General features: G+C 71.4%; 24 protein-coding genes and 2 tRNA genes. 11 read left to right on the plus strand and 15 right to left on the minus strand.

From position 1 onward, the window contains the following. Positions 1-61 precede the first annotated feature (61 nt). From IEY69_RS01075 to IEY69_RS01095, 5 genes are all read left to right on the plus strand, one after another. Positions 62-137, plus strand: a tRNA-Ile gene (locus IEY69_RS01075). Between the two features lie 4 nt (positions 138-141). Beyond that, a tRNA-Val gene (locus IEY69_RS01080) sits at positions 142-216 on the plus strand. 135 nt (positions 217-351) lie between these two features. Further along, a complete protein-coding gene (locus IEY69_RS01085; RefSeq protein ID WP_189071320.1) occupies positions 352-2,076 on the plus strand; it encodes a sensor histidine kinase in 1,725 nt (574 codons plus the stop codon). After that, positions 2,073-3,149: a DUF4097 family beta strand repeat-containing protein gene (locus IEY69_RS01090; protein WP_229783527.1), complete on the plus strand. Its 1,077-nt coding sequence runs from the start codon at positions 2,073-2,075 to the stop codon at positions 3,147-3,149. The genes IEY69_RS01085 and IEY69_RS01090 overlap by 4 nt, the downstream gene beginning before the upstream one ends. A gap of 20 nt (positions 3,150-3,169) precedes the next feature. Further along, positions 3,170-3,850: a response regulator gene (locus IEY69_RS01095; RefSeq protein WP_189071321.1), complete on the plus strand. Its 681-nt coding sequence runs from the start codon at positions 3,170-3,172 to the stop codon at positions 3,848-3,850. Here the strand turns inward: IEY69_RS01095 and IEY69_RS01100 are convergent. The 4 genes from IEY69_RS01100 to IEY69_RS01115 form a co-directional block, all read right to left on the minus strand. Further along, positions 3,847-4,446, minus strand: coding sequence for a TetR/AcrR family transcriptional regulator (locus IEY69_RS01100; RefSeq protein ID WP_189071322.1), 600 nt, complete (start codon positions 4,444-4,446; stop codon positions 3,847-3,849). The genes IEY69_RS01095 and IEY69_RS01100 overlap by 4 nt on opposite strands. A 146-nt stretch (positions 4,447-4,592) precedes the next feature. After that, positions 4,593-5,261, minus strand: a complete 669-nt coding sequence (locus IEY69_RS01105) for an LrgB family protein (RefSeq protein WP_189071323.1) — start codon at positions 5,259-5,261, stop codon at positions 4,593-4,595. Continuing rightward, positions 5,258-5,644, minus strand: a complete 387-nt coding sequence (locus tag IEY69_RS01110) for a CidA/LrgA family protein (RefSeq protein ID WP_189071324.1) — start codon at positions 5,642-5,644, stop codon at positions 5,258-5,260. The genes IEY69_RS01105 and IEY69_RS01110 overlap by 4 nt, the downstream gene beginning before the upstream one ends. Before the next feature lie 4 nt (positions 5,645-5,648). Further along, the gene (locus IEY69_RS01115; protein ID WP_189071325.1) at positions 5,649-6,347 is read right to left on the minus strand and encodes a 5'-methylthioadenosine/adenosylhomocysteine nucleosidase; all 699 of its coding nucleotides are present in this window, start codon (positions 6,345-6,347) and stop codon (positions 5,649-5,651) included. Between the two features lie 204 nt (positions 6,348-6,551). On the opposite strand from IEY69_RS01115, the gene IEY69_RS01120 reads away from it, so the two are divergent. Then, positions 6,552-7,733, plus strand: coding sequence for a MalY/PatB family protein (locus IEY69_RS01120; RefSeq protein ID WP_189071326.1), 1,182 nt, complete (start codon positions 6,552-6,554; stop codon positions 7,731-7,733). Between the two features lie 62 nt (positions 7,734-7,795). Here IEY69_RS01120 and hisG read toward each other — a convergent pair whose 3' ends face one another. After that, complete coding sequence (hisG, locus tag IEY69_RS01125) at positions 7,796-8,431, minus strand: ATP phosphoribosyltransferase (protein WP_189054742.1); 636 nt, start codon at positions 8,429-8,431, stop codon at positions 7,796-7,798. Then, a complete protein-coding gene (locus IEY69_RS01130) occupies positions 8,428-9,636 on the minus strand; it encodes an ATP phosphoribosyltransferase regulatory subunit (protein WP_189071327.1) in 1,209 nt (402 codons plus the stop codon). Before IEY69_RS01130 ends, hisG begins: the two co-directional genes overlap by 4 nt. Before the next feature lie 75 nt (positions 9,637-9,711). On the opposite strand from IEY69_RS01130, the gene IEY69_RS01135 reads away from it, so the two are divergent. From IEY69_RS01135 to IEY69_RS01145, 3 genes are all read left to right on the plus strand, one after another. Beyond that, positions 9,712-10,284, plus strand: a complete 573-nt coding sequence (locus IEY69_RS01135; protein WP_189071328.1) for a hypothetical protein — start codon at positions 9,712-9,714, stop codon at positions 10,282-10,284. 102 nt (positions 10,285-10,386) lie between these two features. Beyond that, positions 10,387-10,977, plus strand: a complete 591-nt coding sequence (locus tag IEY69_RS01140) for a DedA family protein (protein ID WP_189071329.1) — start codon at positions 10,387-10,389, stop codon at positions 10,975-10,977. Positions 10,978-11,054: 77 nt separating this feature from the next. After that, positions 11,055-11,423: a hypothetical protein gene (locus IEY69_RS01145; RefSeq protein ID WP_189071330.1), complete on the plus strand. Its 369-nt coding sequence runs from the start codon at positions 11,055-11,057 to the stop codon at positions 11,421-11,423. A 79-nt stretch (positions 11,424-11,502) separates the two neighbouring features. Here IEY69_RS01145 and IEY69_RS01150 read toward each other — a convergent pair whose 3' ends face one another. From IEY69_RS01150 to IEY69_RS01190, 9 genes are all read right to left on the minus strand, one after another. Next, positions 11,503-13,101, minus strand: a complete 1,599-nt coding sequence (locus IEY69_RS01150; protein WP_189071331.1) for an alpha-amylase family glycosyl hydrolase — start codon at positions 13,099-13,101, stop codon at positions 11,503-11,505. A 101-nt stretch (positions 13,102-13,202) separates the two neighbouring features. Then, on the minus strand, positions 13,203-14,348 hold the full coding sequence (locus IEY69_RS01155; RefSeq protein WP_189071332.1) for an LCP family protein: 1,146 nt from the start codon (positions 14,346-14,348) through the stop codon (positions 13,203-13,205). A gap of 54 nt (positions 14,349-14,402) precedes the next feature. Next, entirely contained in the window at positions 14,403-14,969 is a 567-nt protein-coding gene (locus IEY69_RS01160) for a GNAT family N-acetyltransferase (RefSeq protein WP_189071333.1), read from the minus strand. 67 nt (positions 14,970-15,036) lie between these two features. After that, the gene (locus IEY69_RS01165; protein WP_189071334.1) at positions 15,037-15,456 is read right to left on the minus strand and encodes a hypothetical protein; all 420 of its coding nucleotides are present in this window, start codon (positions 15,454-15,456) and stop codon (positions 15,037-15,039) included. Between the two features lie 76 nt (positions 15,457-15,532). Beyond that, the gene (locus IEY69_RS01170; RefSeq protein ID WP_189071335.1) at positions 15,533-17,749 is read right to left on the minus strand and encodes an AAA family ATPase; all 2,217 of its coding nucleotides are present in this window, start codon (positions 17,747-17,749) and stop codon (positions 15,533-15,535) included. Beyond that, entirely contained in the window at positions 17,746-18,063 is a 318-nt protein-coding gene (gene clpS / locus IEY69_RS01175; RefSeq protein ID WP_188841595.1) for an ATP-dependent Clp protease adapter ClpS, read from the minus strand. Before clpS ends, IEY69_RS01170 begins: the two co-directional genes overlap by 4 nt. Before the next feature lie 121 nt (positions 18,064-18,184). After that, entirely contained in the window at positions 18,185-18,451 is a 267-nt protein-coding gene (locus IEY69_RS01180) for a hypothetical protein (RefSeq protein WP_189071336.1), read from the minus strand. A gap of 100 nt (positions 18,452-18,551) precedes the next feature. Next, positions 18,552-19,643: an enolase C-terminal domain-like protein gene (locus tag IEY69_RS01185; RefSeq protein WP_189071337.1), complete on the minus strand. Its 1,092-nt coding sequence runs from the start codon at positions 19,641-19,643 to the stop codon at positions 18,552-18,554. Continuing rightward, positions 19,640-20,434: a DEAD/DEAH box helicase family protein gene (locus tag IEY69_RS01190; protein WP_189071338.1), complete on the minus strand. Its 795-nt coding sequence runs from the start codon at positions 20,432-20,434 to the stop codon at positions 19,640-19,642. Before IEY69_RS01190 ends, IEY69_RS01185 begins: the two co-directional genes overlap by 4 nt. Before the next feature lie 117 nt (positions 20,435-20,551). On the opposite strand from IEY69_RS01190, the gene IEY69_RS21900 reads away from it, so the two are divergent. After that, the gene (locus tag IEY69_RS21900; protein ID WP_268243842.1) at positions 20,552-20,686 is read left to right on the plus strand and encodes a hypothetical protein; all 135 of its coding nucleotides are present in this window, start codon (positions 20,552-20,554) and stop codon (positions 20,684-20,686) included. A 19-nt stretch (positions 20,687-20,705) separates the two neighbouring features. Beyond that, positions 20,706-22,445, plus strand: coding sequence for a PRC-barrel domain-containing protein (locus IEY69_RS01195; RefSeq protein ID WP_189071339.1), 1,740 nt, complete (start codon positions 20,706-20,708; stop codon positions 22,443-22,445). The last annotated feature ends 5 nt before the right edge of the window (positions 22,446-22,450 follow it).

The raw sequence follows: 22,450 nt of genomic DNA on the forward strand, positions 1-22,450 counted from the left end.
CGCCGGGCCGTTGCTACACTTCCCCTCGCCCTGAACGCCAGGGTAGCCAGGGAAGCTCTGCGGGCTCTTAGCTCAACGGTCAGAGCAGTCGGCTCATAACCGATTGGTTGCCGGTTCAAATCCGGCAGGGCCCACCAACACGGGCGGTTAGCTCAGCGGTAGAGCATTCGCTTCACACGCGAAGGGTCGTAGGTTCAAATCCTATACCGCCCACCATTTCAGAGGACACGGACATCGCGCCGTGTCCTTTCTTCTTGCATTTCCGATCTCCCGTCCTCTGGGGGACGTGCGCCTTTCGGGGGACGCTGCACGTGCCCCCACGCCACTAGGCTGCGCGTCATGATGAGGGTGATGCACCAGGGACGTCCCACTCGACCCGGTCGCCCCGCCCGGCCCCCGGTCCTCGGGGAGCTGCTGGACCCGGCCACGTACCGCGCCGCCGGGTACGTGCTGCTGAGCGTCCCGGTCGGCGGGCTGATCGCCGCCCTGCTGACCGCCTCGGTCCTGGGTGGCCTGCTGACCCTGCCGGTCCTGATCGGCGCGCTGTTCCTGGTGGTGGCCCTGTGGCTGGTGGGCGCCCTGGGAGACCTGCAGCGCATCCTGGCAGGCCTGCTGGGCGTGCGGTTCGTGCGGCCCGCGCCGCCCCTGTCCACCGGCGGCCTGCTGGGCTGGCTGGGCGTGACCCTGGCCGACCCCGCCACGTACCGCACGCTGCTGTTCCACGTGATTCAGCTGCCGCTGGGCTTGGTGTGCTGGGTGGTGCTGGCCACGCTGCTGGCGGTGGTCGTGCTGGGCCTGGGCGCGCCCCTGTGGCTGATGAACAGCGCCACACCCCTGGTCTGGAACGAGTGGACCCTGCGGCCCGGCCCGGTGGCCGTGGCGGGGTTGGTCGTGATCGGCGCGGGAGCCCTGCAGGTCACGGCGGGCGTCCTGAACCTGATGGGCCGCATGTGGACCCGCCTGAGTGCGGCGCTGCTGGCCCTGGACGCCGGCGAGGCCGCGCGGCGTGAAGTGATCGCGCTGCGCCGCGCGGCTGGACGCGTCGCGCTGGGCGACGATCTGCACGCCACGCTGCGCGACCTGACCACCCAGGCCCGTGAGGCCAGCACCGCCGAGGTGGTCGCGCTGGTCGCGCCGGACGGTACGCTGCGCGCCGCAGACCTGGGATTCGCCGCGTCCGCAGAGTTGTTGAGCGGACCGCTGACGCGCCCCCCCGCGCCGGGCGAGGCCAGCCTGACCGCCCTGAGCGGTGGTGAGGCGCTGGCGGCGCTGCCCGTCACGCTACCTGCCAGCGCCGGAGGGGACGGTGGCACCCTGCGCGCCCTGTACGCCCCCGGCACCCGTCCCGGCGCGGACGAACTGGCGTTCCTGCTGTCCATCGCGGATCACGCCGGGACCGCGCTGCACGCCGCGCAGCTCATCGAGCGGGCTGGCGCGCGCGCCGGGGAACTCGAGCGCGCCCGGCTGGCCCGCGAACTGCACGACAGTGTCGCGCAGGCGCTGTACGGCATCACGCTGGGCGCCAAGACCGCGCGCGCCACCCTGGACCGCGACCCGAACCGCACCCGCCAGAGCCTCGAGTACACCATCCGCCTCGCGGAGGGCGGCGTCTCGGAGATGAAGGCGCTGCTGTTCAGCCTCCGCCCCGACGCGCTGGAGGAAGGCGGACTGGTCGCCGCCCTCACGCAGCACGCGCACGCCCTGGAAGCCCGCCACGGGCTGACCGTCCACGCCGAACTGAGCGTTGAACCCGACCTGAGCCCCGACGCGCAGGCCGCCGCGTACCGCGTGGCGCAGGAGGCGCTCCACAACACCGTCAAGCACGCCCGCGCGCAGCACGTGTGGCTGAGCGTCACCCAGGACGACCAGCACGTCACCCTGAACGTCCGCGACGACGGGCGCGGCTTCGACGTCAGCGCCCAGGGGCGAGGCACGCTCGGTCAGCGCAGCATGCGCGAACGCGCCGCCGGGGCCGGCGGACAGCTGGCCGTACTCAGCACCGCCGGAGAAGGCACCCAGGTCACCCTGACCCTCCCGCGCGCCGCGCTCCTGCCCAGCCCGGAGGTCGGCGCGTGACCAACCTGCCCCCGGCCCGCCCGCTGGCCCCCACCCTGACCCGCATGGCGCAGGGCCTGCTGGTCGCCGCCGCCGGAATGGCCCTGGTGTGGCACGGCAGCGCCCGCACCCTGACCCCCGGCATGAGCGTGCAGGACACGCCCATCAGCGTACAACTGGACGGACCGCTGCCTCTGGACCTCGCCAGCAGCGCCGCCGTCACCGTCCGCAGCGACCGCGCCGACCTGACCGTCACGCCCCTGCCCGCCGGGAGCCCCTACGCCCTGCGGGGCCGCGCGCACCACCGCGCCCGCAACCCGGTGCAGGCCGAGGTGACCCGCCAGGGCCGCGCCATCACAGCGGCCCTGACCCTGAACGTGCAGCCCCTGCGCGAACGCGGCGTGATCATTGGCGGCAGCGAGGGTGTGCAGCACGAACTGGACGCCGCGCTCAGCCGCGACCTGCCCATCACGCTCAGCACCAGTAGCGTCAGCGGGGACCAGCGCCTGACCCTCACGCCCCTGCGCCTGCGCGCCCTCACCGTCCGCAGCGACACCGGCGACCAGACCCTGACCCTCCCCGCCCGGGAGGCCGGAGCGATCAGCGTCGTCAGCCGCAGCGGACAGGTCGCCCTGACCGCCCCGGGCGGCAGCCGCAGCGACGCCCTGCGCGTGAATACCGGCAGCGGCGACCAGTTCCTGAACCTCACCGGACTGACCACCCAGACCCTCGGGATCGGCACGGACAGCGGCCGCGTGCGCCTGACCCTGCCGGTCATCACCGGGCGCGGCACCGTCACCACCGGCAGCGGCGACCTGCGCGTCACCGCCACCACCCGCACGCGCGGCACGCTGGACATCCGCACCCAGAGCGGCCGCGTCACCCTGATCCTCCCGCCCACCCTGACCGCCCGCGTCCGCTACCCCGACCGCGACACCGACACCTTCCCCCCGGATCAGCCGCCCAGTCCCGCCCCTGACCTGGACGTCTTCGTGGACGCTGGGCGTGACAAGGTCACTGTGACCACGTCCACCAACGACACGCCTCCCAGCCCGCCCCGTCCGCCCAGCCCGCCCAGCCCCACCCGCCGCTGACCCCCACCCGGAGACCCCACATGACCCACGACCCCACCCCCGCATCCCCCTCGCCCGCCACCGTCCGCGTGCTGCTCGTCGACGACCACGCCGTCGTCCGCCAGGGCCTGCGCCTCTTCCTCGGCCTCGACCCCCTGATCGACGTGATCGGCGAGGCCGCCAACGGCGAGGAAGCCCTCCAGGCCGCCGCGCAACTGCACCCCGACGTGGTCATCATGGACCTGATGATGCCCGTCATGGACGGCATCACCGCCACCCGCACCCTCAAACGCCAGCACCCCGACACCGAGGTCATCGCCCTGACCAGCACCCTCGAGGAACACAAGGTCAACGGCGCCATCGAGGCGGGCGCGATCAGCTACATGCTCAAGGACGCCAGTTCAGACACGCTGGCCGACGCCATCCACGCCGCCGCGCGCGGCGAGGTCCGCCTGCACCCCGAAGCCGCCAAACGCCTCGTCCGGGACTTCCGCGGCGGCGAGATGCGCGAAAGCCTCACCCCCAAGGAAACCATCGTCCTGCAACTCCTCGCCCACGGCTACAGCAACCGCGACATCGCCACCGACCAGGGCGTCAGCGAAGCCACCGTCAAGACCCACGTCTCGCGCCTGCTCAGCAAACTCGGCCTGGACAGCCGCACCCAGGCCGCCCTGTACGCCCTGAAACACGGCATCGCCACCCTGGACGGCGTGAACGTCTAACTGGCGTCGTCCGGCGGCCAGCCCAGTACGGCGCGCAGGCCCGTCATGCAGTCCGCGCGGTACAGCGCGAGGTCCGGGTCCGGGTCGGCCAGGAAGCGCACACTGAGGCCCTCGACGATGGCCCGCAGCAGCCGCGCCCGGCCCTCCGCCCCCGCCGACCCCGCCAGTCGCGCCAGTTCCAGATCCACCGCCAGCGACTCGGCCAGAAACGCCCGCTGCATGGTCATCAGGTCCGCGTCGCGCGTCGCCGCCGCCAGGAAGTCGAGGGACACCGTGTAGAACCGCCGGGTGTTCACCAGCCCGTAGAACTGGTTGTCCACGTACGCCCGCAGTTTCCCCTCGGGCGTGCCCGACAGCCGCACCGCGCGCCGCGTCGCCACCGCGATCGTCCGCGAGAACCGCCGCATCACGGCCGCGAGCAGCCCCGCGCGGCTGCCGAAGTGGTACACCAGCGTGCCCCGGCTCACGCCCGCGTGAGCGGCGATGTCCGCCAGCGTCACGCCCGCGTACCCCCGCTCGTAGATCGCCAGGTACGCCGCCTTCTCCAGCGCCGCCCGCCGCGCGCGGTCCTGAATGGGATTCACCTTGCGCGCCATTCCCCCCAGCATCCCGGCTCAGGCGGCCCGGGTCAAGGCGCAGAGGCAGGCAGGGGGAAGTGGAGGGGCGGGCGGTGCCCGTTCGGTCACTGACCTGCGGCGGAACATCCCTTCGACTGGTGGGACGTGGACAATCCACCCACTCCCTACGGCCCACTCCCCCCGACGACCGCCACGATCAGCGTGACGAGGATCGCCGCGAGCCCCATGCCGATAGACGACGCGGCGCCGGTCTGTTCGCCTTCCTCGCGGGCGCGGGCGGTGCCGACGCCGTGCGCGACGGACCCGATGGCGATGCCGCGCGCCAGGGGGTGCCGGACGCGCAGGGCGGTCAGGAGGGCGGGGAGGATCAGCGCGCCGATCAGGCCGGACAGCACGGCCAGAGTGGCGGCGAGTGCTGGGGGCGCGTGCGTGAACGGCGCGAGTTGCAGCGCGACGGGGCTGGTGGCGGGCGCGGTGTGCAGGGCGCGCTGTGCGTCGGGGGAGAGGTGCAACGCGCGGGCCAGCAGCGTGTCTACCATGACGCCCAGCGTGGTCCCGGTCAGTCCGCCGATCAGCAGGGCGCGCCACTGCCGGGCGAGGAGGGCCCGCAGTCGGTACAGCGGCACGGCCAGCGCGACGACGGCGGGCGTGAGCAGCGCCGAGAGAGGCTGCACGTCGTGCAGGTACGTGTCGTACGGCACCCGCGTGAGCAGCAGGGCAGCGGCGACGATCAGCGTGCCGATCAGGGTCGGGTTCGCCAGCGGGGACCGCACCCGCAATTGCGTCAGCATGCCCGCCGCGAAGGCCAGCAGCGTGACCATGACCCAGATCAAGAGTCCTCCGGGCGCAGCAGGCGCGACGCGAGCAGACCCGCCGCGCCCGCTCCCACCAGCAGGCCCGCCGTCATCACCAGCACCCACAGGCCCCACGCGGCCCCCGCGCTCAGGAACTGCAGGAACCCCACGGTGGCCGGAATGAACAGCAGTCCCAGGATGCCCAGCAGCCCGTCGGCGGCGTCCGTGATCCAGTGCAGCCGCACCAGTTTCAGGCCCAGCGCCGCCCACAGCAGCACCAGCCCCACCACCGACCCCGGCAGCGGCAGGCCCAGCGCGCCCGTCAGGGCCTGCCCGGCCGCCGCGAACGCCAGCAGCAGCCCCAGGCCCAGCACGAACCGGGCCGGGGCCGGCAGGCGCGCCGTGACCGACCCGGACGTCACGGGCTCAGCCCGCCTGGGCGCTCAGGCGGGCCAGCATGCCGCGCACGACCTGCTTGGCGTGGCGGGCCACCAGCGGCATGAACTCGCGGTAGTCGACGTTCGCGTCGTGGTCGGCGGTGTCGCTGACCGAGCGGATCACCACGAACGGCACGCCGGCCTTCGCGCACACCTGCGCGACCGCCGCGCCCTCCATCTCGGCGCAGGCCGCGCCGAAGGCCGTCCACAGGCGCGTCACGCCCTCCTTCGACGCGATGAACTGATCCCCGCTCGCCACGCGGCCGTCCAGCACGCGAATGCCCTCCACGTCCCGCGCGGCCTCCAGCGCCACCAGCCGCAGCGTGTCGTCCGCGGGCCACGCGGGCAGTTCGCCCGGCACGGTGCCCGCCGCGTAGCCCAGCGCCGTCACGTCCACGTCGTGCTGCACGCAGTCCGTACTCACCACGATGTCCCCGACGCGCAGTTCGGGGTGCACGCCGCCCGCCACGCCCGTGAAGATCACGCGGGTCGCGCCCTGCATCAGCAGGTACGTGGTGGTCATCGCGGCGTTCACCTTCCCGATCCCGCCGCGCGTCAGCAGCACCGGCACGCCGTCCAGCGCACCCCGGTGCAGCGTCACGCCCGGGAAGTTCAGGTCCTCGCGGGCCGTGAGGTCCGCCAGAAGCAACTCGATCTCTTCATCCATCGCGCCAATGATCGCCAGCATGAGAAGCAGTCTAGCCCCAGCCGGGTGCGCGGTAGGCGGGGCGCGGGAGGGGAGTGGGGAGTGGGTCGGAGGTCCGCGTCCCAGGAGTCTGGGGGGCTGTGAGTGCAGATGGGCAGGGGCGGATGCCCAGGCCGTCGCCTCCCACTGCCTACTCCCCGCCGCCTGCTTCCTGCCTCCTCATGGGCGGGGCGTATGCTCGCGGGCATGACGGACACCCTCAATCCGCGCGACACGCTGGACGTCACGGCCCTGCGTCACCCCGATTCCCTGAAGTGGACGCTGTACCCGGAAGACGTCATTCCCATGTGGGTGGCGGACATGGACTTCCCGGTCGCGCCGCCCATCATGCGCGCCCTGCACGAGCGGCTGGACGCCGGGCTGGGCTACGCGCAGCTGCGCGGCGACACCCGCCTGAAAGACGCCCTGCTGCCGAAACTGGCCGCGCAGGGCCTGGATAGCCTGACGCACGAGAACGTGACGTTCCTGCCGGGTGTCGTGCCGGGCATCTACGCCGCCGTGCACGCCCTGACCACCCCCGGCGAGCCGGTCGTGACCATGACGCCCATCTACCACCCGTTCCACATGGCGATCACCGAACTGGGCCGCCGCGTGGCGGGCGTGCCCCTGCGCGACGGCGAGAACGGCTATGAGATCAACTGGGCGGCGATGGACGCCGCGTCGCGCGGGTCGCGCCTGCTGCTGCTGTGCCACCCGCACAACCCCACCGGGCGCGTCTGGACCGCCGAGGAGTTGCAGAAACTGCGCGACCTCGTGCTGGCGCGCGACCTGTTCGTCATGAGCGACGAGTTGCACGCCGACCTGCGCTTCACGGACGGGCCGTTCGAGGCGTTCGCCGCCGACCCGCGCGTGCAGAACCGCACCATCACCCTGACCGGACCGTGCAAGGCCTTCAACACGGCCGGGCTGGGCATCGGCGCGATGATCAGCCACAACGCCCAGCTGCTCACCCGCGTGCGCGGCGCGGCGGGCGGCCTGATGGGTCACGAGAGCGCCCTGAGCCTCACCATGTGGCGCGCCGCGCTGGCCGAGGGTGGCCCCTGGCTGGCCGACACCGCCCAGTACCTGCGGGAGAACCGCGACTTCATGGCCGCGTTCCTGCGCGAACGACTCCCCTGGGTGCGCTTCCACGTCCCCGAGGCGACGTACCTCGCGTGGCTGGACCTGCGCGAGCACCCCCGCGCCGGGGACATCCAGGCCTTCCTGCTGGAGGAAGCGCGGGTCGCCATTCACGACGGCCCGGTCTTCGCGCACGAGGGCCACAAGCCGCAGTACCAGGGGTTCATCCGCCTGAACTTCGCCACCAGCCGCGAGCTGCTGACCGAGGCGCTGACCCGCATGGAACGCGCCCTGAACGCCGCGAAGTAAGCAGTTGGGGAGTGGATGCGGTGCGGCTCCACTCCCCACTCCCTCCTTTCCACTTCCTGCGTTTACTGCGAGGTTAGTTCGCGCAGGCGCTCGATCAGGGGCCGCAGGCGCTCGCGGCGGGTCTTGAGGGCCGCGCGGTTCACGACCAGCCGCGCGGTCGAGTGGAACAGCACGTCCACCTCCTCGAGGTTGTTCGCGCGCAGGGTGCTGCCCGTCTGCACGAGGTCCACCACGGCGTCCGCGAGGCCCGTCAGGCACGCCAGTTCGATGTTCCCGCTGAGCTTGACGATCTCGGCGGGAATGCCGCGCGCGTTCAGGTACGCGCGGGCCGCGCGGGGGTACTTCGTGCCGACCCGCGCGATGTCCCCGTCCGCGCCGACCTCGCGGATCAGGGAAAGGCGGCACCCGGCAAAGCGCAAGTCCACCGGTTCGTACACGGTGCGGCCCGACTCGATCAGGACGTCCTTCCCGACGATCCCGGCGTCGGCGACGCCCAGGTCCACGTACACCGGCACGTCCTGGTTACGCAGCTCCAGTACGGTCACGCCGGGGAACTCGTGCCTCAGCGCGCGGGACTTCTCCGGCATGGTCAGCGGCAGGCCCGCCTGTGACAGCAGCGCGATGGCGTCTTCGAGGATGCGGCCCTTGGGCAGCGCCAGGGTCAGGTGACCGGGGTCACGGGTGGGGGCGGGGGTCACCGCGTCACCTCCGTGGCGGGCTGGAAGGTCAGCGTGTCGCCCTGACTGCTGGCCCAGCGGTGGATGCCGCGCGCCGCGCTGAACGCCCGCAGCTCGGCCCGATCGTCCGTCCAGGCGAGTTCCGCGTGCAGACCCTGCGCGCGCGCCGCGTCGGCCGCCGCGAGATCCAGGGCCAGCACCACCTCCGGCTCGGGGGGCAGGTCACCGGCCAGGGCGCGCATCAGGCGTTCCAGGCCCAGTGCGAAGCCCGCACCCGGCAGGCCCCCCTCCAGCGCGTAGCGGCCCCCGCCCAGCACCGGCTGGTTCAGGCCCGGCGCGTACGCGCGGAACGTCAGCCCGGTGTAGTAGTCGTAGCGGCGGCTGACGCCCAGATCGAACAGCAGCGGCCCCGCGTACAGCGCGGCCACGCGGCGCAGGTGCGCGACCGCCTCCTGCGCCCGCGTGCCGCGCGCCAGCCCCTGCGCGGCGTCCAGCACCTCGGGGCCGCCGTACAGGTCCGTCAGGGCGTGCAGGGTGCGGCGGGTGTCGCCGCCCAGCCCGAACTGGCCGCACAGCAGGTCCACGTCCGCGCCGCTCTTGCGGTCGATCGCGTCGTGCAGCGCCGCCCGCGCCGCGCCGTGCAGCCCGGCGTCCTCCAGCACGGCGTCCACGAAGCCCGGATACCCGACCTCCAGCGCCGCGCCCACCCCGACCTCGCCCAGGCCCACTGAGCGGAGCGACGCCGCCGCCAGATGCAGCAGTTCCGCGTCCGCCTGCGCGGTCTCCACGCCGATCAGTTCCACCCCCAGCTGATTGAACTCCCGCAGGCGCCCCAACTCGCTGTTCTGCGCGCGCAGCCACAGCCGCCCGGAGTACTGCAACCGCAGCGGGAACGGCCCCTGCGGGTACCGCGTGCGGACCAGGCGGCCCACGGCGGTCGTGAACTCGCTGCGCAGCGACAGGACCTGCCCGCCCGAGTCGATCAGTTTGAACGCCACGGCGTCCTGCGGATGGTGCGCGCTGGCGTACTCCAGGGCGGGGACCTCCACGCCACGGTACCCCCAGCGGGAGAACAGGCCGGACAGCTGCGCGCGGATCGCTTCACGCTGCGCCCACTCGGGCGGCAGCACGTCGCGCGTGCCCTCCGGAATGAACGCCGACACGCGCGGCGCGGCGCCGGCTGCGGCGGAAGCGGTGGATGGGGCGGACGAATTCACGCCCGGCATTCTAAGCGCCACCCACGCCGCCCACCGTCACCCCCGTCTGAACGCCCCGGGCGCGGCGCGTATACTGCCCGCACTATGCGCCGAGCCCCCCTCCTCGCCCTGCTGGGGACCAGCCTGACCCTCACGCTGGGCAGCTGCGCCCGCACCACCGACAACTTCACGCCGCGCATCAGCGTCACCGACACCGGCGCCACCCGCAGCGCCAACGGCTTCCTCGTGCAGGGCTACGTCCTGGATGACACGGGCGTCACGGACATCCAGGTGGACGGCAAGAGCGTGCCCATCCAGCCCGGCAGCCGCAAGATCGCCCGCTTCCAGTTCCAGGCGGTGCTGTCCACGCCCACCGGGCAGTACACCATCACCGCCCGCGACGCCGCCGGGAACGAGGCGAAGTTCGTGCTGCCCGTCAGCGTGGACCCCGTGCGGCCCACCGTGAAGGTCACCCGCTTCGAACGCAGCGGGAACGTCATCCGGGTCGCAGGCGTCGCCACGGACAACGTCCGCGTGGCGCAGGTCAGCGTGGACGGCAACCGCCTGAACATCACCCCCGGCAAGGAGGTCGAGTTCTACGCCGAGACGACCGGCATCTGGGCGGACATTGCCGTCACCGACAGCGCCGGAAACGCCGCCACCCTCCGCGCCCGCTGAACCTTCATCACGCGGACCCTGCGTCACGCCACCCCTTCATGAACTGGCCTCCGTCCTGCGAGTGACGCGCCCGTGCCCGGAGGCACGGTAGCCTGCGCGGGTATGCACGACCTGACCAGCCTGATCCTCTCCGCGTCCTACGTGGGCCTGTTCGCCATCGTCTTCGCCGAGACGGGCCTGCTGCTGGGCTTCTTCCTGCCCGGCGACACCCTGCTGCTCGCCGCCGGGGTGCTCGCCGCCGGGGGCGCCCTGAGCCTGGGCGGCGTCATGGCCGTCGTCGTCGCGGGCGGCATCCTGGGCTGCGTCGCCGGGTACTTCATCGGCGGGAAGTTCGGACCGCGCGTGTTCGCCAACCAGGACGCCCGGTACTTCAAACCCGAGTATGTGACCCGCGCCGAACTGTTCTTCGCGCGCTACGGCTGGCTGGCCGTCGTCCTCGCCCGCTTCGTGCCGGTCGTGCGGACCCTGGTGCCCACCATGGCGGGCGTGAGCCGCATGCCCCTGGCGCCGTTCACGCTGTACAACATCCTCGGCGCCCTGCTGTGGGGCGTCAGCGTGCCCGCGCTGGGGTACTTCCTGGGCGACCGCATCCCCCACCTGGACCGCTACATTCTGTTCATCGTAGGTGGTGTCGTGGTGATCAGCATCGTGCCCGTGCTGCTGAAGGTCATGCAGGCCCGCCGCGCGACCTGACGCCGGACGTGGGAACTGGAGGGGGTGGGTGTCATCGCGTGACTGACCCCACCCCCTCCTGAGCAGAGGAGGCTGGGATGACGACGATGCAGAGGACCGGACTGGTGCTGACATGCGTCCTGCTGGCCGTGCTGATCGGGGCTGGACTGCGGGCAGCGCGTGACGCGAGGACGGCGTCGCCCCCTGCGGTGACTGCACCCCTGCCCGAGCCGAAGATGATCACACAGCGGTGCGTGAGCTTCGCGCGCCTTGTTCTGGCCAAGCAGTACCACGGGGCAGATGGGCAGTCCAACCGGCTGACCGGCGTGAAGGCCCTCACCCCGGAGCTGTGGCAGGTGCGGGGTGAACTGACGAGTCACGATGGCGCTCGCGTCACGGTGTATCCCTACGAGTGCCTGTACAGCGCTGATGCGATCAGCGCAAATGTTCACCCCCGAGTGCCGTAGCAGGAGAGGAGGGGGGAGGCTGTCACCGGACAACCTCCCCCTCTCTTTGTTTTTCCTACTCACCACTCCCTACTGCCCACTACCCCCGCAGGATGCGGGCTTCGTTCGGGCGCAGGGCCGCGCCGCTCGTGGGCTGGTCGCCGAGGCTGCTCAGGAGGGTCTCGCCGCGTGCCAGCGTGCCGAGGTCGTGGATCTGCGCGCCGAAGTTCAGCAGGACGGTCAGGGTCTCGCCGTGCTCCTCGCGGACGAAGGCGAACACGTCGTCGGGGGCGTCCACGCTGCGGTACGTGCCGCCGATCAGCGCGGGGTGCTGTTCGCGCAGGCGGGTCAGGGCGCGGAAGTAGTTCAGGTCGCTGGCCGGGTCACCCTCCTGCGCGGCGACGTTCAGGGTGGCGAAGTCGTCCGCGAGGGGCAGCCAGGGGGTCGTGCCGTCGGCGCTGAAGCCCGCGTTGACGCCAGCGTCCCATTGCATGGGGGTGCGTTCCGGGTCGCGGCCCGCCTCAGGGCTGTCGGGCTGTTGCAGCGCAGCGGGGTCCACGATGCGGTCGGCGGGAATCTCGACGTCGCGCATGCCGATCTCGTCGCCGTAGTACACGGTGGGGGTGCCGCGCAGGGTCAGCAGCAGGGTCTGCGCCACGCGGTACTGCGCGTCGCCCAGGCGGCTGCGGAAGCGGTGCTGGTCGTGGTTGCCGAGCACCCAGTTCGGCCACGCACCCGCCGCGAGGCTCGCCGCGTCGTAGCTGTCCGCGAAGCGCCGCACGTCCTGCGCCGTCCAGGGCATCAGGATCAGGTGGAAGTTGAACGGCAGGTGCACCATCCGCGCGTCCTCGGTGCCCGAGTACGGCAGGAGCTGCTCGACCGGCAGGTAGATCTCGCCGACCATCATGCGGTCGTCGAACTCGTCCAGCACGGCGCGCATCTCGCGGATGTACTCGTGCGTTTCGGGCTGGTCCTGCGTGTACGGGTGCAGGAGGCTCCAGTGTTCGGGCTGGCCGGGCTGCCAGTCGGGGTTCTCGGGTTCGTCCAGGTAGCGGTCGTCCTCGGCCAGGAGCCAGATGACGTCCACGCGGAAGCCGTCCACGCCGCGGCGCATCCAGAAGCGCAGCGCGTCGAACATCGCCTGCCGCACGGCCGGGTTGCGCCAGTTCAGGTCCGGCTGGCTGGGCAGGAACTGATGCAGGTAGTACTGCCCGCTCGCCTCGTCCAGCGTCCAGGCGGGGCCGCCGAAGAAGGACTTCCAGTTGTTCGGCACGCCGCCGCCCTCGGCCGGGTCGCGCCACACGTACCAGTCGCGTTTCGCACTGTCCTTGCCCGTCAGGGCCTCCTGGAACCATGCGTGGTCACTGGAGGAGTGGTTGGGCACGTAGTCCAGCATGACCTTCAGGTCCAGGCGGTGCGCCTCGGCGACGAAGGCGTCGAAGTCCTCCAGCGTGCCGAACAGCGGGTCGATGTCGCAGTAGTCGGCGACGTCATACCCGAAGTCGCGCATGGGGCTTTTGAAGATGGGGGAGAGCCACACGGCCCGCACGCCCAGGCTCGCCACGTACGGCAGGCGGCGGGTGATGCCGCGCAGGTCGCCCACGCCGTCGCCGCTGTCGTCCTGGAAGGAACGCGGGTAGATCTGGTAGATGATGCCGCTCTGCCACCACTTCAGCTCGCCGGTCAGGGAGGAGGTCATGCCCAGCACACTACCTTCTGAATCGTTTCAGATCAAGTGGGGGAGTGCGAAGCAGGGAAGGATGTACTCCTTCCACTGCCCACCCTCTCCTGTTCAGTCCCTCAGGGAGAGGGCGTGTCCGAACCCAGGCGCACGGTCACGTCCGCGCCGGACGCCAGGGGCTGATCGCTGACCGTGCCGAAGCCCACGTCGCGCAGCACCCGCGCCGCCGCCTCGCCCGACGCGGTGGTCTTCGCGGGGCCGCGCGTCTCGTTCACGATCCAGACGTTCGCGTACCCCAGGCCCTCCAGCCGCTCCTTCAGGCGGCGGGCGCTGCCGTCCGGAGCGTCAGCGTTCACGACTGCCACGCCCAGCGACCGCGGATCGTTCGGGTCACGGAAGTTCTTGGCGATCAGCGCACCCAGTGCGGCGCGGTCCACCTCCCAGATGCTCAGGCCGCCCCGACGTCCGAAGTCCCCCGGCACCTGATGAGTTTTCACCTGCATGCCGCTGAGCCCCGCGCCCATCAGCGCTCCCACCTGTTCGCGCGTCAGGTTCGACTTCATGTTCCGGTCCACTGCCGCCACCATCAGCGGGAGGCGCCACACGTTCAGCGGGTTGTGCACCTGCGCGCCCAGCGCCCCCACGAACTGCTGCTGCCGCCCGATCCGCCCGATATCGCCCAGGTTGTCGTGCCGGAAGCGCAGGAAGCCCACCATCTGCTCGCCACTCAGGCGCTGACGCCCGGGCTTCAGGTCGATGTGGAGGTTCCCGGCGTTGTCGTCGTACTTCATGGCCTGTCCCACGTCCACCGTCACGCCGCCTGCAGCGTCCGTCAGGGCGGGCACGGCGTTGAGGCTGAGCAGCGCGTACCCGTCCACCGGCAGACCGGTCAGGTCCTGCACAGCCTGCATCAGTCCCTCGGGGCCGCCGCTGCGGTTCGCGCCGTTGATCTTGCCCCACCCGGACTTCGGCAGATTCACCCACGAGTCGCGCGGGATGCTCAGCAGGTTCACCCGCCCGTCCGGCCACGCCTGCGCCAGCATGATCGTGTCCGTCCGGCCCCGGTACGATTCCGGCTGTGCCGGGTACGGCCATACCGGGGCGCTCTCGTTGTACTCCACGTCCACGCCCGCCAGCACCAGATTCACCGGTCCCTCCGCCTTGCGCGGCAGCGTCCCGTACCGCGCGAGAAACGGCGCGGCGGGCGACACGACCGCCACCACGCCCGCCAGGACGACCAGACCAACCACAACCGGAGTGCGCACGCGCGGAGCATACCGCCCGGCAAGCCCTGCGCGGATCAACCCTAAGGGGGAGGTTCAGGTCAGGTCGCGCACCAGATGCGTGTAGGTGCCGCCCGCCAGTGCGCGCTTGCCCGCCGGGCGGAAGCCCTGCCGGGTGTAGAGGCGCGCCGCTGGGTTGCCGTCCTCGACCAGAAGGCCGACCCGGTGCAGGCCCAGCGCCACGGCCCGGTCCGCAGCCGCGTCCAGCAGCCGAGCCCCGATGCCGCGTCCCCGCGCGGCCTCCGTGACGGCCAGGGTGTCCACGTACAGTTCACCGGGTGTGCCTTCGGACTCCACGTGCCCAGGCAGGCCCAGGGAGCGCAGTCGCTCGCGGAAGGGATCGTCCAGTCCCTGTGCCAGCGCGCCCGGGTACGCGAGGATCAGGCCCAACGGCTCCCCTATAGGCGACTGCGCGATGAACTGATGCTCGAAACTCAGGCGATTGCCGCGCAGCGGGTAGAAGCCCAGGAGGGTCCGTTCGGCGGTCACGTCGTCCGTCACGCCCGTCAGTGCGTGCCCGATCCGGCCGATGGTGGCCTGGATGAGTGGGACTGCAAAGGCCGCGTCGAATGGGTGGGCGGGGCGGATCAGCACGTCGGTCATCCCCCCACACTAGCGGCATAGCAAAAACCGGGCTCCCGAAGAAGCCCGGCCTTACGCATGCAGAGGTTTAGTTGAGGGTGATCTTGCTGGCGACCAGCTTCTCGCCTTCGATTTCGCCTTCCACGGCGACGTTGGCGTCGTTGCGGTCGGTGCCGAAGAACTCGTCGGAGGTGGTGGCGCCGCCTTCGTAGGTGGTGGTCTCGGTGACGCTGACTTCGTAGTTCTTGTCGTTCTCGTTCAGACCGAAGGTCTTGGCGGTGCCGTCGAAGTTCATGACCATGCCTTCGAGGCCGTCACCGGCCGCCATGTCGACTTCTTCGCTGGTGTTGGCGCTGTCGTCGTTGTTCATGGTGCTGTCGGCGGCCACACCGGTATCGGCAGTGGTGGTGGTCGTGGTGCCGTCGGTGGAGGTCTCGGTGGACTCGGTCTTGGGCGCGCAGGAGGCGAGGAGGGCAGCGGTCAGAAGGGCCAGCAGGGTGGGTTTCATGCCTGTCATCTTCCCGATTCCCCAGCCTTCTCATGTGAGGAGAAACCCAGGGAATCTTTACGTCTACCCGGGCGGCTCACCCAAAGGTGAATGAGCCGTCCCGGACGCCCACGCGCACGCGTCCGCCACCCTTCAGGCGACCGAAGAGCATCAGGTCAGCCAGCGGACGCTTGAGCTGCGCCTCAATCACGCGCGCCAGCGGCCGGGCGCCCATCAGCGGATCAAAGCCCAGCTCCGCCAGCCGCGCCCGCGCCGCCGGGGTGACCGTCAGGGCGACCTCCCGCTCCTGCAGCTGCACCTGCAACTCGCGGATGAATTTGTCCACCACGCCGCCCATCACGTCCGGCGACAGCGGTGCGAAGTGCAGCACGCCGTCCAGGCGGTTGCGGAACTCCGGCGTGAACGTGCGCTTCACGGCCTCCGCCTCCTCGCCCGCGCGGCCCGAACGCCCGAACCCCAGCGCGGGCCGCGACGCGTCCGCCGACCCGGCATTCGTCGTGAAGATCAGGATCAATCCGCGCCCGTCCACCTTCTTCCCGGTGTGATCCGTCAACGTCCCGTGATCCATGAGCTGCAGGAAGACGTTGTACACGTCCGGGTGCGCCTTCTCGATCTCGTCCAGCAGCACCACCGCATGCGGGTGCTTCGCCACGGCGTCCGTCAGCAGGCCCCCCTGGTCGAAGCCCACGTACCCGGGGGGCGCGCCGATCAGCCGCGCGACCGTGTGCGCCTCCTGGTACTCGCTCATGTCGAACCTCGCCAGGTGAATGCCCAGCCGCTCGGCCAGTGCGCGGGCCAGTTCGGTCTTGCCCACCCCGGTCGGCCCGGCGAACAGGAACGCCCCCTGCGGTTTCTGCGGGTCGCGCAGGCCCGCGCGGGCCAGTTTCACGGCGCTCGCCACGGCACCCACCGCCGCGTCCTGCCCGAACACCCGCGCCTTCAGGTCCGCTTCCAGCGTCGCCAGGGACGTGACCTCCTCGGCCTTCACGGCGCCCAGCGGCACGCGCGCCATGCGGGCCACGGTGCCCTCGATATCCGGCACGTCGATGGTGCCGCCGCGCCCGGCGCTGCTGCGGGCCGCGCCCGCCTCGTCCAGCACGTCAATGGCCTTGTCCGGCAGGAAGCGGTCGCGCAGGTGCCGCACCGACAGCCGCACCGCCGCGTCCAGTGCGTCCGGCGTGAACGTCACCCCATGATGCGCCTCATAGCGGGGCGCGAGGCCCTGCACGATCTTCAGGGCGTCCTCCTCGGTCGGCTCGGGCACCTCGACCGTCTGGAAACGCCGCCACAGCGCCCGGTCCTTCTCCAAGTGCCGCAGTTCCGCCGGGGTGGTCGCCCCCAGCACCCGCAGCTTGCCGCGCGCCAGGGCAGGCTTGAGGAGGTTCGCGGCGTCCACGCTGCCGCCCTCGGTCGCCCCGGCGCCCACCAGGGTGTGCAGCTCGTCGATGAACAGCACCGCGTTCTGACCGTCCAGCGCCGCCAGCACGCCCTTGAGCCGCGCCTCGAAATCCCCGCGGTAGCGCGTCCCGGCCAGCAGCGCCCCCAGGTCCAGCGCGTACACCGACGCGCCCCGCAGGAAGCCCGGCGCCTCACCGTCCACGATCCGCTGCGCGAGTCCCTCGGCCAGCGCGGTCTTCCCGACACCCGGCTCGCCGACCAGCACCGGGTTGTTCTTCCCGCGCCGCGCCAGCACATGCACCACCCGCTCCAGCTCCGACGTCCGCCCGATCACCGGATCGAACTCCCCGGCGCGCCCCTGCGCCGTCAGGTCCGCCGCGTAGGCCTCCAGCGGGTCCACCTCCGCCTCCGCCGCCTCGGGGGCCGGGCCGTCCACGCCCGCCACGCGCCGCTCCCGCTCGCGACCCGGCACCTTCGCCGCGCCATGCGACACGAAACTCAGCACGTCCAGCCGCGACGCGCCCCGCGCTTCAAGCGCCGAGCGCGCCGGACTGTCCGGCTCCTCCAGCAGCTCCACCAGCACCCGCGCGCCATCCGCGACCTCATGCCCCTTGCCGCTCGCGTGCAGCTGCAACACCGCGCCCTCCACCACCCGGTGCACGCCCAGCGTGAAATCCGGCTCGGCGTCCGGCACCACCTCGAACTCCGCCAGCAGCGCCTGAAGATCCTCACGCAGCCGCTCCACGTCCACACCCACCGCCAGCAGCGCCTCGCGCGCCTCCGGATCGTGCGTCAGGGCCAGCAGCAGGTGCTCCAGCGTCACCAGCTCATGCCCGGCCTCCCGCGCGTAATCCGCCGCGCGGGCGATCGTCACCTGCAGGTGATCGCCGATCATGCGTCCGGCTCCGGCTCGGCCACGACCCGCAGGGGGTGCCCGTCGCGGCGCGCGTGGTTCATGACCTGCGCGACCTTCGTCTCCGCCACGTCACGGGTGTACACGCCAGCCACGCCCTGCCCCTTGTGGTGCACGGCCAGCATGATCAGTTCCGCCTCCTGCTCGGCCTTGCGGAAGTAGCGTTGCAGGACCATCACCACGAATTCCATGGGCGTGTAGTCGTCGTTCAGCAGAAGCACCCGGAACAGGCGGGGCCGCTGCGTGTGCGTGCGTTCCAGCGTCTGGGTGCGCGAGTCTTGGTCCCGGCGCGTCATGCGCCCGAGTGTACCCGCCCGCGCCTGCCGGGGCTGCGGCGGCCCTCACGGTGCGGCGCCCACCCTGCAGGGCAGCGGGCGACCCACCCGCAAAGGGAGGTCGCCCGCGTTGTGGTCCGGTTTACTCGCCGCTGGGCTGCGGGGTGCCGTGGGGTGTCTGCAGGTGGCGGGTCATGAGGACCAGCACGAACAGGGCGTGCACGCACAGCAGCGCGAAGACTTCCAGGGTGGGTTGCAGGACGTACCCGGCCGCGCCGACGAGCTGGAAGAGGATCATGATCAGCAGGCCCTGGGGGCGCTGTTCGGGGCGCCGCAGGAAGACGAAGGTGCCGCCTGCGACGCTGAACATCAGCGGCAGCAGCAGGGCGTTAAGCATCTCTTGAGACATACCTCATTATTGGACGACAACTCTGACAGGCGTATGACCCGTCAGGAGGTTGTGTGGTCAACTTGGCGTTTCCGCGTGTGCAACTGCCTGGACAGGTCCTTCATGAAAGCCGGTATCGACTCAGCTGTCGGTCATCCACACACAGGTCTCTCAGGGAATTCACATCCAGCCACCCGTCCCGGAACTCGATCGGGCCACTCAGCAGGTCGTCCCGCAACTTCAGCACGAAACTCAGTTCGCACGGCTCGGTCACCTCCGCCTGCGTGGACAGCAGCGCCGCGTGAATGGTGCCCAGGCCCGTACTCGCCTGCGAGCCCACCATGCCGCGCTTCCCGGCCGCCGCCGCCCTCTGCAGCATCTGCACCCCGTCCGTGAAGCCGTTCCGGGCCGTCTTCACGTTCAGCACGTCGAAGGTATCGAAGTCCAGTTCCCGCTCCAGATCCGCCGGGGTGAAGCACGAGTCGTCCGCCACGACCGGCAGGCGCCCCTGCGCGTGCAATTCGGCCCGCGCCCGCAGGTTCCGGGCGGGCAGCGGCTCCTCGACGTACATCAGCCCCGCCTCGCGCATCGCGTCCAGCGCCGCCGGAGCCGACTGCGGCGTCAGGGTCTCGTTGCTGTCCGCGTACAGCAGCACGTCCGGGCCGAACTCGGCGCGCAGCTCGCGGATCACGCGCAGGTCCCGCTCGTGCTCGCGGCCCACCTTCACCTTCAGGCAGCGCACGCCCGCCGCTACCACGCGCCGCGCCTCGTCCAGCATCTCCTGCGGCGGGGCGATCCCCAGGATGAAACTGGGCCGCACCCGCGTGTTCGGCCCCAGCAGCGTGTCGAACAGCGTGACTCCCTGCGCGCGGGCGCGGGCGTCGTGCAGCGCCATGTCCAGCGCGCCGCGCGCCGTGTGGTTGTTCACGACACTGTTCCGCACGCGGTTCAGGGCCGCCTCGTCCGTGATCGGCAGGCCCACCAGCCCCGCCTCCAGATGCGCCAGGATGCCCAGCACGCTCGCGGTCGTCTCGCCGTAGATCGTCGGGCGCGGCGTGGCCTCCGCCATGCCCACCGTCCCGTCCGAGAGGGTCACCCGCACCAGCACGTGCTCGGCGGCACTCAGGGCCGAGTGCGCCCCCCACGCCAGCGCGGACGTCAGCGGCAGCCGGAAGGGAACGCCCTCCAGGCGCGCGACGGTCGGGGCGCTCACGCCTCACCCCCCGCCCAGGCCTGGACCGCCGCCGCGACGCCAGCCGGGTCGAGCAACACGGTGTCGAGCACCAGCGCCCGCGCGGGCGGTAGGGTCCGCAGGAACGCCTCGGCGGCGGCCGGGTCGTAGTTGCGTCGTTCGGACACCACGATCTTCACCTTCGCCAGCACATCCGCCGGGGCGAACCCCTGAGCGGGCAGCGCGGCCAGCTCGTCGAGGTCCGCGCCGTTGAACACCGCGTCCACGCCCTTCAACGCCGCCAGTTCCTCCCGCAGTGCTCTGCCTGAGCCGCCCACTACCTGATCGAAGGCGTCCGCGCGGCCCAGCAGTCGCCGCACCCGCACGAGGTCCGGCGCGCCCAGCGCCACGAACCGCCACGCGGGGAACGCCTGCGCTGCGTACCCCACCTCGTCCAGGCCCCGCAGCCCGTCGAACACCGGCGCCTCGCCCCAGTGCGCCGTGTCCGCGATCAGCGACCCCAGCGCCTGCGCCATCCCGCCCGGATGCGCCTCGCGGTACGCGGCCGTCAGGCGGAATCGTTCCTCGCGGTCCCGCACGGGCACGCCACCCGTCGCGGGGAGGATCATCACGGCGTCCGTCACCTCGCGCCGGTCCGGCAGCACCCGCACGCCCGCATCCGAACCCGTCAGCGCCGACAGGGCCGTGCTCTTGCCCACCCCCGTCACCCCCACCAGGACCGTCAGGGGCAACTCGGACAGCGCCCGCTCGGACGACGTGGGCGGCGCGCCCGGCGGGCGCAGGAACGGCAGGGGAGACGCAGAGGCACTCATGCCCTCAGGCTAGCCCCGCCCTGCATAAAGAGGCCCGCAAGGTTCAGTCAAGTCACGGTCACGCGTCCCGCACGGAGTGAACCCCCCCACGTCCATAGACTCCCCGGTGGAGGCCCCATGACCCGACTGAAAGGCAAACCCGGCGGAGGCGGCAGCCGCGCGCTGCTCATCCTCGTGATCCTGATCGTGCTGTTCCTGCTCGCCTACTTCCTGTACCTCAAACCGCAGGGCCTGCTCAACCTGGGCTTCTGACGCCCCTCCCGGAGACCCCATGATCAAAGGCAAAGACATCCTCAACCGCTCCATCGTCGCGGTCGGCACCGGCGAGAAGATCGACCGCGTTCACGACGTCATCTTCGACCACCAGGCCAACCAGGTGCTGGGCCTGCTCGTCGACGAGGGCGGCTGGTTCAGCGCCGCCAAGGTCGTCCCCTTCGACCGCATCCGCAGCGTCGGCGAGGACGCCATCATGATCGGCACGGCCGACGACGTCACCACCACCCGCGAGGACGGCCGCCTGAAAGAGGCGCTGGACAGCAAGGCCAGCCTGATCGGCCTGACCCTGCTGACCACCGACGGACAGAACCTGGGCCGCATCGCCGACGTGTTCTTCGACGAGCACACCGGCCGCGTCGAGGGCTACGAGGCCACCGGCGGCCTGTTCGCCGACCTGAGCAGCGGCCGCACCTTCGTGCCCGCCCCCGAAAGCGTGCAGATCGGCGCGGACACCGCCATCGTCCCCATCAGCGTGGCGCAGGCTATGCAGGAGCAGGACGACGGCGGCCTGAAAGGCGCCCTGAGCAGCGCCGCCGACAGCGTCAAGGAAGCCGTGGGCACCGCCGCCGAGGGCGTCAAGGGCACCTACGAGAACATCGCCGAGGCCACCCGCGAACGCCAGAAGGAATACGTGGTCGGCAAGACCGCCGGTGGAGACATCACCGCCGCGGACGGCCACCTGATCGTCGCGAAGGGCGAGACGATCACCGCCGCGCACGCCGACGACGCCGAGGTCGCCGGGAAGCTCGCCGCGCTCGCCACCGCCGCCACCGGCGGCACCCTCGCCGAGGCGTACGGCACGGCCCGCGACCGCGTGCAGGAATCCTACGACGACGTCAAGGGCGCCACCGCCGAACGCCAGAAGGCGTACGTGACCGGCAAGACCGCCCGCAGCGAGATCACCACCGACGCCGGCGAGGTCATCGTGCCCGCCGGAGCGACCATCACGACCTTCCAGGCCGACCGCGCCGAGCAGACCGGCCGCCTCGCCGCCCTGACCGCCGCCGCGACCGGCGGCGCCATCCAGGAGGGCGTGGACGGCCTGCGTCAGCGCCAGCAGATCGACCCGGACAGCCCCGAGGCGACCGTAGGCCGCCGCGTGAAGACCGACGTGCGCGCCCCCGGCGGCAGCCTCGTCGCCGCGCAGGGCCAGATCGTCACGCCCGCCATCCTGGAACGCGCGCAGCACGTGGGCGTCCAGCAGGCCCTGATCGACGCCACCACCGGCACGCGCCCCGCTGCCGCCACCACCAGTGCCGTCAGTCAGGGCCTGGGCACCGTCAGCGAGAGCGCCGGGAACCTCATCGACCGCGCCAGGAACTGGCTGGGCGACAAGCGCGAACAGGCCGAACAGGTCATCGACCAGCGCCAGCACGACGCGCAGGAGCAGAAGGTCCGCGACGCCCTGGGCCGCCCCGTGACCCGCGTGATCCTCGCGCCGGACGACAGCATCATCCTGAACGTCGGCGAGATCGTCACCAACAAGGCCGTGCAGGCCGCCCGCGACGGCGACGTGCTGGACATCCTCGTGGACAGCGTCAACAAGGAAACCCCGCACCTCGACCCGCTGGCCAGCCGCCCCGACGCGACCGGCGAGGCCGCCTTAGACAGCCAGCCCGACCCGCTGCACCCCGCCCAGACCAGTGCACAGACCAGCGCCCAGCCCACTCCCGGCAGTACCGACGAGCGCCGCCCCGCGACCCTCCCGGTCACGCCCGACGACCGCCTGAGCTGAAGACC

Source organism: Deinococcus sedimenti, from assembly GCF_014648135.1.
Taxonomy (GTDB): domain Bacteria; phylum Deinococcota; class Deinococci; order Deinococcales; family Deinococcaceae; genus Deinococcus; species Deinococcus sedimenti.